The organism is Morganella psychrotolerans (genome assembly GCF_001676155.1).
In the GTDB taxonomy this organism is placed as follows: Bacteria; Pseudomonadota; Gammaproteobacteria; order Enterobacterales; family Enterobacteriaceae; genus Morganella; species Morganella psychrotolerans.
In genome coordinates, this window is sequence record NZ_LZEW01000001.1 from 1229075 (window position 1) to 1241531 (window position 12457).

Below are 12457 nucleotides of genomic sequence, written 5' to 3' on the forward strand. Positions count from 1 at the left end.
ACGTAGCACAGAGTGTTTAGCGTAACAGAGAATCTGACCAGGCAGACAAGTGATCATTTTCCGGGATGATTTATCCGGCTGATTTGTTAAAAATCAACATTACCGAAACAATTAAGTTATGTCTTATATTACAGTTGGATAACGGAACATTACCTTATTCGTTTTTTAAAATATCCCTGTTTTATCTTTCCATTAACATAAAAACCTTCATTTCAATCAATTTATCTGAACTTCATCATCAAAAATACTCGCCTTATTCCCTTCCGGCAGAAATATCGTCTCTATACACATATCATCCGGTGATTTATTAAACAGATCCCCGTAATGAATATACCCGCCACGTATATTACTGTAGTCATCACGCTGCCGTGCAATACAAGGATATAATCCGTACCAGTTATCTTTTTCCATATAATTACACCAGTGCGCATCTATACCCTTTGATTCATTGGGTACGCTTGTTTCATTCATCAGAGCAATTGATTCATTGAATATTCTCAGAACTGTTTCTGCATAATGCTGGTTTACTATATAAGCATGAGCACAAAAAGATAACATGAGTTTCAACAGATAATTATCAGGCTCCTGTGTATAGGCAAGATAATAATTCCCGCCTAATAATGCCACATCCCATGACCTTTCATTCAGGCAGGCTAAAAATTTATTCGCCTGACGGATATGCGTTAAATCCATATAAAAATCGGCATCATCTTCAAGAACTAATACTGTTCCCAGATTTTGTTTGATAACCATATCCATCACGGCCGCATGTGAACGGGCACAGCCGATAAACCCCGGGTTATCTTCAATCGCATCAAACCGGATTATTTTAGCATCCGGTATTTCTGCTTTTTTTAATACGCTTAAAATATGTTCATTGCGGTCATCCCGCGATTTAAGATTAATATAAATAACCTTATCAAAATACTGATGGTCTAATGAAAAGTTCTCATCAGACATAAACATAGAAAGATCCATATTATTAACACCCTGCGTCCATTACTTATTCATTAAGCTTATATAAACAAGTACCACAGTCAATGCGTATTACTCCTGATTAAATATATTATATATTCCACGTCACGCATCACATAATGAGTATTATAACGCGTTTTTTGAGTTACTTAACAACAGACGCTGCCCACAGGGAATATACTGGTGTCTGTATGCCATACACGCAGCACCCTTTTTTTCGTTTGTCGTTGAGGATAGTCCATGAAAAAAAAATATTATCGCACTGTGCCTGTTTTCATTATTTTCAGCTCACGCTTTTGCCGCTGTTCCGGCGGGTAATGATGTCACCACCAAGCCAGACTTATATTATTTAAAAAAATGAGCAGGCGATAGACAGCCTGAAATTGTTACCACCTCCGCCGGAGGCGGGCAGTATTCTCTTTTTAAATGACCAGGCAATGTATGAAAAAGGTCGCCTGCTGCGCGGTACAGAGCGGGGAAAACAGGCGCAGGCTGATGCAGATTTAGCAGCCGGTGGTGTATCAACCGCATTTTCCGGGGCATTTGGCTCGCCGATAACGGAAAAAGAGTCACCAGAACTTTATAAATTGCTGACCAATATGATTGAAGATGCCGGTGATCTCGCCACCCGTTCAGCCAAAGAACATTATATGCGCATCCGCCCGTTTGCTTTTTATAATACGGAAACCTGCAATACCAAAGATCAGAAAAAACTGTCTTCTAACGGATCATATCCATCCGGTCATACCTCAATCGGCTGGGCAACGGCATTGGTATTATCCGAAATTAATCCGCAAAATCAGGATGCTATCCTGGAAAGAGGCTATCAGCTCGGGCAAAGCCGCGTTATCTGTGGCTATCACTGGCAAAGTGATGTTGATGCAGCGCGGATTGTCGGTTCAGCAGCCGTTGCCACATTGCACTCCAACCCGGCATTTCAGGCACAATTAGAAAAAGCCAAACAGGAATTTGCGAAGCAATCTCAGAAATAACCTCTTATATCCAATGTTACTCAGGGGCAGATATAAATCAGCCCCTGTTTCCTGCTGTTATTCCCACAGGTATTTATCCTGCCTGTCCCAGCCTTTTGTCTTCATACAGGTATAAAAATAGCGGTTCCGGCTGCCTTCATTGACATCCATTACATAGCTTTCTGTCACCGGTGTTTGTTCTTTATAGGTTTTGTTTTTCCCGCAGTCATCATCTTTTTTGCATTGTTTCTCAACATCCGCCATGACACTGCGCTGCGCAACTTCATTTTTTTTCAGGATATTGTTTATGCGCATCCCGTAAACAATAGGTTTCCGCTTCTGCCTGCGTATATAAATCAACGCCCGGAACAGGGACCCAGACAGATGAACATCCCGAAATAAGTAAAATAAATAAAAAAAACAGGTGAGAATCTCATAATTATAGTATGTATTATCAGTCGTTTAAGGAAATACGTATTCTACACGGCATCATATTAGGAGTAAATCCGGAAGATAATCTAATCCTAAGCTATATACCCAACGTCATTCAAGTTTCAGGAAGGCGGCAAGGGAGAATAGACGGGGAGCATAGATAAACTATGTGACCCGGCTATTTGAGCGCAGCCAACGAACCTGCAGTTTGAATGAATAAGGATATAACAACGGTATTAATATTCCACGCAGATCCGCCCGCTGTAGCCATCTGCTACAGAGACATTTACTCAGAACAACCTTTTTTTCACATTTCTTCCATTTTTAATGTCAGATTTACCGGTACACTATCCCCATCATAATTCAGGCTGTTTTGTGCCTTTACGCGTATTGTCGAACTGAGCGCCGGACTAAGTACCGGACAAAAATGGAATGACGAGTAACTCAATAATGAATAATGTACAAAAAAGAAAGAAACGCGTTGGCATCATGATTGCGGTCATTCTCCTCGGAACCGCCGCTTACAGCACCTACCGCTATTTTCAGCCACAACCGCCCGCCGCACCAGCGTCGGAGGGAAAGCGGGGAGCTGCATCCGGTAACAGTAACCGCCCGGGACGTCCGCCGTTAGCCCCGGTCCAGGTGGCAAAAGCCACATCAGAAACCATTCCGCGTACACTTTCCGCACTGGGGACTGTGCAGGCCGCCAATTCAGTGACCATCACCAGTCGTGTGGAAGGTCAGCTGATGAAAATTCATTTTGAGGAAGGTCAGAAAGTGAATGCGGGCGATTTACTCTTTACCATTGACCCGCGCCCGTTTGAGATCCAACTGGCACAAGCTCAGGCACAGCTCGCAAAAGATAAAGCCACTCTCGCCAATGCCCGCCGTGACCTGAGCCGCTATCAGAAACTGGCAGCCACTCATGTGATTTCACAGCAGGAACTGGATACCCAGCAGGCGCTGGTTAAATCAGAGGAAGCTGGTATTCAGGTTGATCAGGCGGCTGTTGATAATGCAAAACTGCAACTGACTTACAGCCGGATAACCGCCCCCGTCAGCGGAAAAGCGGGTCTTCGCCAGGTTGATACCGGAAACTTTATCACCGCCGGTACAGCGATGCCGCTGGTGGTGATAAACCAGACCACGCCCGCCGATGTCCTGTTTACCGTACCGGAAAATGATATCGCCCTGATCCGCATGGCTCAGCGCACCATACCGCAACTGGCCGTTGTCGCCCGCAATAAAGATAACAGCATCAAACTGGCGCAGGGCACATTACTGACACTGGATAACCAGATAGATCCTGCCACCGGCACAATTAAAGCCAAAGCGCGCTTTGCTAACGAAGACGATCTGCTTTTCCCGAATCAGTTTGTTAATGTGTTATTGCAGGTCGGGCAATTGCAGGATGCGGTAGTTATCCCGGATGCCGCGTTGCAGATGGGTACAGAAGGTCATTATGTCTGGCTGCTCGGCGCAGACAATACCGTCCGCAAACAGATTGTGGAGGTCGCATTACAGACCCCGGAGCGCGTGGTCATCAGTAGTGGTGTGGCAGTCGGGGATACACTGGTCACTGACGGCACTGATCGTCTGACAGACGGCGCACAGGTTGACGTTATATCGCCGGAAAAAACAGCAAAACCGAAAAAAACCGCTGCCGGAGATAACACCTGATGTCCGGTGATAACAATATCATCAGCGGTGGCGGACCTTCCCGTATTTTTATTCTGCGCCCTGTCGCCACTACCCTGTTTATGCTGGCTATTTTGCTGGCGGGGATTATCGGCTACCGGATGCTGCCGGTGTCTTCGCTGCCGGAAGTGGATTACCCGACAATTCAGGTGGTCACACTCTACCCGGGCGCGAGTCCGGATGTGATGACATCTGCTGTTACCGCACCACTGGAGCGCCAGTTCGGGCAGATGTCCGGACTGAAACAGATGTCATCGCAAAGCTCCGGCGGTGCATCTGTTATCACCTTAATGTTTCAGCTTTCTCTGTCACCGGATGTCGCGGTGCAGGAAGTCCAGGCATCCATCAATGCCGCAACCAATCTGCTGCCGAATGACCTGCCCTACCCGCCGGTTTACAGCAAGGTCAACCCCGCTGATCCGCCGGTATTAACACTCGCGGTCACCTCCGATGCGATGCCGATGACCCGGTTGCAGGACATGGTGGAAAACCGGATCGCACAGAAAATATCACAGGTCACCGGTGTCGGTCTGGTAACACTGGCGGGCGGACAACGCCCGGCGGTGCGCATCCAACTGAATGCTAATGCGGTCGCCGCTTACGGGCTGGACAGCGAAATCATCCGCAGTGCGGTTAACAGCGCCAATGTGAACTCCGCCAAAGGGAGCCTGGATGGCCCGGCGCGCTCAGTAACACTGTCGGCAAACGATCAGATGAAATCACCTGAAGATTACCTGGATCTGATTGTCAGCTATAAAAATGGTGCGCCTGTCCGCCTGCGTGATATTGCCACTGTTGAGGAAGGCCCGGAAAATACACAACTGGGTGCCTGGGCAGATGCTCAGCAGGCGATTGTGATTAATATTCAGCGCCAGCCCGGCGCAAACGTGATTGCAACCACTGACACTATCCGTGATCTTATCCCGGAATTAGTGGAAACCCTGCCGGACTCTGTCACCGTCACCATTTTGACTGACCGGACAGACGCTATCCGCGCCTCAGTCAAAGATGTACAGTTTGAGCTGTTTCTGGCTATCGCCCTGGTTATCATGGTGATGTATCTGTTCCTGCGCAATCTAGCGGCAACACTTATCCCGGGCGTGGCAGTACCGCTCTCACTCATCGGGACATTTGCTGTCATGCATTTCTGTGGTTTTTCCGTCAATAACCTGACATTGATGGCGCTGACCATTGCCACCGGCTTTGTGGTGGATGATGCAATTGTGGTGGTGGAAAATATCGCCCGCTACCTGGAAAAAGGGGAGAAACCCATTGTCGCCGCCCTCAAAGGTGCCGGTGAGATTGGCTTTACCATTATTTCACTGACTTTCTCCCTGATCGCGGTACTGATCCCGCTGCTGTTTATGGGGGATATTGTCGGACGGTTGTTCCGGGAATTCGCCATCACGCTGGCAGTGGCTATCCTTATCTCCGGGATTGTCTCCCTGACGCTGACGCCGATGATGTGCGCCCGCCTGCTGAAAACAGAATCCGCACACCGTTCAAACCGTTTTTCCCGTGCCACCGAACGTTTTTTTGAGCGCGTTATTGCCGGTTATGGTCGCTGGCTGACGTGGGTGCTGCATCATCAGTGGCTGACACTCAGCGTGGCATTCAGCACCATGGTGCTGACGGTTATACTCTGGCTGTTTATTCCGAAAGGCTTTTTCCCTGTTCAGGATAACGGATTAATTCAGGGAACGTTAGAAGCACCACAGTCTGTCTCTTTTCAGGCAATGAGTGAGAAACAACAGACCATCAGCCGTCTGCTGCTGGATGACCCGGCGGTTGAGAATGTCGCCGCATTTGCCGGTATCGACGGCAGCAATGCCACACTGAACACCGGACGCCTGCAAATCACCCTCAAACCGCTGTCTCAGCGCGACGATCGCGTGGAAGCGATTATTGCGCGGCTACAGGAAAAGGCCGGCAATCTGCCGGGTATGACGCTCTGGCTGCAACCCTCGCAGGATCTGACGATTGATACCCGGACATCCAGGACACAATATCAGTTCACATTACAGGCCAATTCTCTTGAGGAACTGGATCTGTGGGTGCCGCGCCTGATGGCGGAATTACAGGCTGATAAGGCACTGAAAGATACCGGCAATGACTGGCAGAACAAAGGGCTGGTTGCGTACATTGATATCAACCGGGATACCGCGTCACGCCTTGGTCTGACTATGACGGATATTGATAATGCCCTGTATAATGCCTTTGGTCAGCGCCTGATCTCCACCATTTATACCCAGGCGAGTCAGTATCGCGTTGTGCTGGAAAATAACACGGCACAAAACCCGGGTGCTGATGCACTCAATACTATCCGCATGATCAATAAAGACGGCAACTCTATTCCGTTATCGGCGTTTGCCACCGTTTCACAGCGCTTCGGACCGCTGGCGATTAACCATCTGTCACAGTTCCCGTCAGCGACCTTCTCCTTTAATGTTCCGCAGGACAGTTCGCTGGAAGCCGCCATAAATGCAGTAAAATCTGCGGAACAACGTATCGGACTGCCGAAAGATATCACCACACAATTCCAGGGTGCGACCCTCGCCTTTGAAAATGCCCTCTCCGGCACACTGTGGCTGATCCTCGCAGCAGTAGTGGCAATGTACATTGTGCTCGGCATTCTGTATGAAAGCTTTATTCACCCGATAACCATTCTTTCCACACTGCCTACCGCAGGTGTCGGCGCACTTCTGGCTCTGAACATGGCGGGCAATGAGCTGGATATGATTGCGATAATCGGGATTATCCTGCTTATCGGCATCGTGAAGAAAAATGCAATAATGATGATTGATTTCGCCCTCGCGGCAGAGCGGGATCAGGGGATGTCGCCGTATGATGCCATCTATCAGGCCTGTCTCCTGCGTTTCCGCCCTATCCTGATGACCACCATGGCAGCACTCTTTGGCGCACTCCCGCTGATGCTCAGTACCGGGGTGGGCGCTGAGCTGCGCCAGCCGCTTGGCGTCTGTATGGTCGGCGGGCTGATTATGAGCCAGATCCTGACACTGTTTACCACACCGGTGATTTATCTGATGTTTGACCGTATTTCTCATTGGCGTGATAACGCAGGCGTATCATCATGAAACTGTTCGCCCTGTTTATCGCCCGTCCGGTGGCAACCACACTGATAAGCCTCGCGATCACCCTGTGCGGAGCCATAAGCTTTCTGTTCCTGCCCGTCGCCCCGCTGCCGCAGGTGGACTATCCGGTGATTTATGTCTCTGCATCCCTGCCGGGCGCATCACCGGAAACCATGGCATCCTCCATTGCCACGCCACTTGAGCGCTCCCTCGGGCAGATTGCCGGTGTCTCTGAAATGACATCGTCCAGTTCACTGGGCAGCACCAGTATCACACTGGAATTTGATTTAAACCGCGATATTAATGGTGCCGCCAGGGATGTTCAGGCGGCACTGAATGCCGCGCAAAATCTGCTTCCATCAGGTATGCCAAGCCGCCCGCGCTACTATAAATCCAACCCGTCGGATGCGCCGATCATGATCCTGACGCTGACATCTGACACCCTTGACGCCGGAAAATTGTATGACATCGCCTCCACCCGACTGGCGCAGCGGTTGTCTCAGATTGAAGGTGTGAGTGAAGTGTCTGTCGGCGGCGGCTCCCTGCCTGCCGTGCGTGTGGAGCTGAACCCGTCGCAGTTGTTTAACCAGGGTGTGTCACTGGACAGTGTGCGCAAAGCAATAACGGACGCCAACGTGCTGCGTCCGCAGGGATCATTATCGGATGACGGACGCCGCTGGCAGATTAACAGCAACAGCGAACTGAAAACAGCCGCTGATTACCGTCCGCTGATTGTCCATTATAATAACGGCGCGGCGGTGCGCCTGTCTGATGTCGCCGCCGTCAAAGATTCTGTACAGAATGTCCGTGCCGCCGGGATGACCAATGGCAAACCCGCCATTCTGCTGGTGATCCGCCGGGAAGCCGGTGCCAATATCATTGCGACTGTCGAACGTATCCGCGAACAACTGCCGGTTTTACAGGACGCTATCCCCGCCAGTGTGGATATGCAGGTGGCGCAAGATCGCACCCCGACTATCCGTGCCTCCCTGACGGAAGTTGAGCGCGCACTGACCATTGCTGTCGCGCTGGTTATTTTGGTGGTTTTTCTCTTTCTTCGCTCCGCCCGCGCAACCTTAATCCCGGCACTCGCCGTGCCGGTGTCGCTGATCGGCACTTTCAGCGCCATGTATCTGTGCGGATTCAGTCTCAATAATCTGTCACTGATGGCGCTGACCGTTGCCACCGGTTTTGTGGTGGATGATGCGATTGTCGTGCTGGAAAATATCGCCCGCCATATTGAAAACGGACTGAAACCCAAAGAGGCAGCACTGAAAGGTGTCAGTGAAGTCGGGTTTACCGTGCTTTCCATGAGCATTTCCCTTGTGGCGGTGTTTATCCCGCTGCTGCTGATGGACGGACTGGTCGGGCGGTTGTTCCGCGAATTTGCTATCACGCTGACGACCTCAATTGCCATCTCACTGCTTATCTCACTGACCCTGACGCCGATGCTGTGTGCTTATCTTCTCAAAGGTCGCGCCGCCCCCGTGCGGGAGCGCAAACGGGGCGCGGGACGGATTTTATTCCGTATTCAGCAAGGGTACGGGCGCAGCCTCACCGTAGTGCTGGCGCACAGCCGCTGGGTGATGCTGATTTTTGCCGGTACTATCGCGCTCTCTGTCTGGCTCTATATTTCGATCCCGAAAACCTTTTTTCCCGACCAGGATACCGGGCGGCTGCTCGGGTTTGTCCGCGCGGATCAAAGCATTTCGTTTCAGTCTATGGAGCAGAAAATGCGCACCTTTATGCAGCGCATTAACAGTGATAAAGATGTTGCCAATGTGACCGGGTTTACCGGTGGCGGGCGGGTGAACAGCGGCTTTATGTTTATCTCCCTCAATTCTCTGGATGAGCGGACAGACAGCGCGCAGGCTGTTATCAACCGCCTGCGGGTGACACTCGCTGATGAACCGGGCGCAAACCTGTTTCTGATCCCCGTACAGGATGTCCGCGCAGGCGGACGCGAATCCAACTCCAGCTATCAGTATTCCCTGCTGGCGGACGATTTATCCGCTCTGCGCGAATGGGAGCCGAAAATCCGCAAAGCCCTGGCTGACCTGCCGCAACTGACGGATGTAAACTCGGATAAAGAAGATAAAGGTGCGGAAATGGCGCTGACCTATGATCGCGATGTCATGGCGAAACTCGGGATCAGCGTGAATGATGCCAATAATCTGCTTAATAACGCCTTCGGGCAACGGCAGATTTCCACCATTTATGAGCCACTGAATCAATACAAAGTGGTGATGGAAGTCGCGCCGCAGTTCACACAGGATGTCAGCGCCCTGGATAAAATGTTTGTGATAAACAAAGACGGGCAGCCGGTTCCGCTGAGCTATTTTGCACAATGGCAGCCCGCCAATGCACCTTTGAGTGTCAATCATCAGGGGCTCTCGGCATCATCCACCATCGGTTTTAATGTGGCAGAAGGCTCGTCACTGTCTGATGCCGTTGCGGCTGTCGAGCGCACCATGGTAGAACTGAGTGTGCCGTCCTCCGTGCGCGGCACCTTTGCCGGAACAGCGCAGCTGTTTCAGGAAACACTGAAATCACAGATATTGCTGATTATTGCCGCCATTGTGACTGTCTATCTGGTGCTCGGCATGTTGTACGAGAGTTTTATTCATCCGCTGACGATTTTATCCACACTGCCGTCAGCCGGTGTCGGCGCGCTGCTGGCACTGCATTTCTTTAATATTCCGTTCAGCCTGATCGCCCTTATCGGGATCATGCTGCTGATTGGTATTGTGAAGAAAAATGCCATTATTATGGTGGATTTCGCGATTGCGGCACAGCGTGGCGGACAAAGCGCCCGGGATGCTATTTTTCAGGCGTGTCTCCTGCGTTTCCGCCCTATTCTGATGACCACACTTGCCGCGCTGTTCGGCGCTCTGCCGCTTGCGCTCGGCAGCGGTGACGGCGCATGAGCAGCGTCAGCCGCTGGGAATAGCCGTAGTCGGCGGGTTGCTGGTCAGCCAGATCCTGACACTTTACACCACCCCGGTGATTTATCTGTTCTTTGACCGGCTGAGCCGTAAAAAAGCAGAACAACACCAGGGGCGATCCGTTCTGAGTACGGAGGAAAATCCATGAAAATTGGTATTGGTCAGAAATTATTTCTCGCGATTTTTGCCACCTGCATGCTGGTGGTGCTGACAATGCATCTGGCTATCCGCTTCAGTTTTGAACAGGGATTTATCGGCTACCTGCAACGCTCAGCGGAAGACAGAACAGAAACTATCGCCGATGTGGTTGCCGAACAATATGCCGATTACGGCAGCTGGTATTTTCTGCGCAACAACCAGCGCGGATTTATGCAGGCCTTGCGCGCGCTCGATACTGACAGACACATGCAGCATATGGAGCGCGGCTGGCGTATGCGTTTCTGGCTGCTGGATACCAACAATAAACGTTTGTTCGGACACGGTCCGGTGCCGTCCGGCGAACTTTACCGGAAACCGGTGAAATATGAAGACAATATTGTCGGCTGGGTCGTGATGCCCGCCGATGACAAAATCAATCTGGCGGCGGATCAGAGCTTTGCCCACCAGCAGGCGCGCACCAGCTGGATAGTCTCCGCGCTGGTATTGCTGGTCACCGTGATCGTCACCTGGCTGCTCGCCCGGGGCTTTCTGCGCCCGGTCAAACGACTGGCGGAAAGTACTCACCAGTTAGCCGCCGGTAATTTCAGCAGCCGTGTGCCGGTTCGCGGAAACGATGAAATAGCCCGGCTGGCAGATGATTTTAACCAGCTCGCCTCCACGCTGGAAAAAAATGAACGGATGCGCCGCGATTATATGGCGGATGTTTCCCACGAGCTGCGCACCCCGCTGGCAGTATTGCAGGGGGAGCTGGAAGCCTTACAGGACGGGATCCGCCAATCCACCCCGGAAACACTCGCTTCCCTGCTGGCGGAAGTGCAGACTCTGACAAAACTGGTCAGTGACCTGCATCAGCTCTCATTGTCTGATCGCGGCTCGCTCTCTTACCGCAAAGAGCCGTGTAACCTGTCCGATGTGATAAGCCGCTCGCTGGGCGTGTTCCGCCATCGTTTACAGGAAAAAAATCTCAGCGTATCCGTCTCGCTGCCGGAAACACTTATGGTATTCGGCGATGACGCGCGCCTCGGGCAATTGTTTCATAATCTGCTGGAAAACAGCCTGCGCTATACCGACAGCGGCGGTGAAATAGCCGTGACCGCACAACAGGATGATAAACAGATCTGCGTCGATTGGTCAGACAGCGCACCGGGTCTGAATGATGAGCAATTTACACAGATTTTCGAGCGTTTCTACCGCAGTGAGTCCTCACGCAACCGCGCCAGTGGCGGGTCTGGGCTGGGTCTTGCGATTTGTGATAAAATAACCGAAGCGCATCACGGGCAGATCAGTGCATCTGCATCCCCCCTCGGCGGCGTCACCATCACCCTGGTGCTGCCCCGTTCTGACACCCGGGAGTAACCTGCATGGAAGAGAATGCTGAACGTATCCTGATAGTGGAAGATGAGCCGAAACTGGCTCAGTTACTGATGGATTATCTGCACGCCGCTCACTACCGCACGCACTGGCTGGCGCGCGGCGGTGAAGTGACTGCCTGGGTGCAGGAGAACCGGCCTGATCTTATCCTGCTGGATTTAATGCTGCCGGAGAAAGATGGTCTGACACTCTGTCGTGAAATCCGCCGGTTCAGTGACGTCCCCATTATGATGGTGACGGCAAAAACAGAAGAGATCGACCGCCTGCTGGGGCTCGAAATCGGCGCAGATGATTATGTCTGCAAGCCCTACAGCCCGCGTGAAGTGGTTGCCCGCATCAAGACGATTTTGCGCCGCTGTCAGCGCAATCAGGAGCCATCAGAGGATAAATCTGATGTACTGATTATTGATGAAGTAAATTATCAGGTGCGCAGCGGAGAGCATAGCTTGGATCTGACTCAGGTGGAATTTCGCCTGCTGCGCACTATGGTGTCACAACCGGGCACCGTGCTTACGCGCAATCAATTGTTGGATAATCTGTATGATGATTACCGCGTTGTTACAGACCGCACCATTGACAGCCACATTAAAAACCTGCGCCGGAAGCTGGAACAGTTAGATAACGGACGGGATTTTATACATTCGGTGTATGGACTGGGGTATCGCTGGGAAGGTGGTAATACAGAAATTATTACTGCCAATATTATATAGTTATACCCAACGTCATTCAAGGTGCAGGCAGGTGGCAAGCTCTGACCGCCGGGGAGCATAGATAAACTATGTGACCTGGCTGGCTGAGCGTAGCCAACGAACCT

General features: G+C 51.3%; 6 protein-coding genes and 2 pseudogenes. 6 read left to right on the forward strand and 2 right to left on the reverse strand.

Features of this window, described 5'->3' with window-relative positions; all coding sequences use genetic code 11:
* Positions 1-216: 216 nt before the first annotated feature.
* The gene (locus AYY16_RS06020) at positions 217-978 is read right to left on the reverse strand and encodes a glycosyltransferase family 25 protein (RefSeq protein ID WP_067363352.1); all 762 of its coding nucleotides are present in this window, start codon (positions 976-978) and stop codon (positions 217-219) included.
* A 250-nt stretch (positions 979-1228) separates the two neighbouring features.
* Between AYY16_RS06020 and phoC the strand changes: the two are divergent.
* Positions 1229-1967 (forward strand): annotated as a pseudogene (gene phoC / locus AYY16_RS06025) (acid phosphatase PhoC).
* Positions 1968-2024: 57 nt separating this feature from the next.
* Here the strand turns inward: phoC and AYY16_RS06030 are convergent.
* Entirely contained in the window at positions 2025-2261 is a 237-nt protein-coding gene (locus AYY16_RS06030; RefSeq protein WP_235846226.1) for a hypothetical protein, read from the reverse strand.
* A 567-nt stretch (positions 2262-2828) separates the two neighbouring features.
* Between AYY16_RS06030 and AYY16_RS06035 the strand changes: the two genes are divergently transcribed.
* The 5 genes and pseudogenes from AYY16_RS06035 (at position 2829) to baeR (ending at position 12353) form a co-directional block, all read left to right on the forward strand.
* Positions 2829-4058, forward strand: a complete 1230-nt coding sequence (locus AYY16_RS06035; protein WP_067363355.1) for an MdtA/MuxA family multidrug efflux RND transporter periplasmic adaptor subunit — start codon at positions 2829-2831, stop codon at positions 4056-4058.
* The gene (locus AYY16_RS06040) at positions 4058-7171 is read left to right on the forward strand and encodes an MdtB/MuxB family multidrug efflux RND transporter permease subunit (protein ID WP_067363358.1); all 3114 of its coding nucleotides are present in this window, start codon (positions 4058-4060) and stop codon (positions 7169-7171) included. The genes AYY16_RS06035 and AYY16_RS06040 overlap by 1 nt, the downstream gene beginning before the upstream one ends.
* A pseudogene (gene mdtC / locus AYY16_RS06045) lies at positions 7168-10261 on the forward strand (multidrug efflux RND transporter permease subunit MdtC). Before AYY16_RS06040 ends, mdtC begins: the two are co-directional and overlap by 4 nt.
* Positions 10258-11628 carry an envelope stress sensor histidine kinase BaeS gene (baeS, locus tag AYY16_RS06050; RefSeq protein ID WP_067363361.1) on the forward strand — a complete coding sequence of 457 codons (1371 nt, stop codon included), beginning with the start codon at positions 10258-10260 and terminating at the stop codon, positions 11626-11628. The pseudogene mdtC and the gene baeS overlap by 4 nt, the downstream one beginning before the upstream one ends.
* Before the next feature lie 5 nt (positions 11629-11633).
* Positions 11634-12353 (forward strand): envelope stress response regulator BaeR, encoded by a 720-nt coding sequence (gene baeR, locus AYY16_RS06055; RefSeq protein ID WP_067363364.1) that lies wholly within the window; start codon positions 11634-11636, stop codon positions 12351-12353.
* The last annotated feature ends 104 nt before the right edge of the window (positions 12354-12457 follow it).

Bases quoted from the DNA above. Each gene is read 5' to 3' on its own strand.
- AYY16_RS06035 (WP_067363355.1), top strand. From the start codon at position 2,829: ATGAATAATGTACAAAAAAGAAAGAAACGCGTTGGCATCATGATTGCG.
- AYY16_RS06030 (WP_235846226.1), bottom strand. From the start codon at position 2,261: ATGCGCATAAACAATATCCTGAAAAAAAATGAAGTTGCGCAGCGCAGT.
- baeR (WP_067363364.1), top strand. From the start codon at position 11,634: ATGGAAGAGAATGCTGAACGTATCCTGATAGTGGAAGATGAGCCGAAA.
- baeS (WP_067363361.1), top strand. From the start codon at position 10,258: ATGAAAATTGGTATTGGTCAGAAATTATTTCTCGCGATTTTTGCCACC.
- AYY16_RS06040 (WP_067363358.1), top strand. From the start codon at position 4,058: ATGTCCGGTGATAACAATATCATCAGCGGTGGCGGACCTTCCCGTATT.
- AYY16_RS06020 (WP_067363352.1), bottom strand. From the start codon at position 978: ATGGATCTTTCTATGTTTATGTCTGATGAGAACTTTTCATTAGACCAT.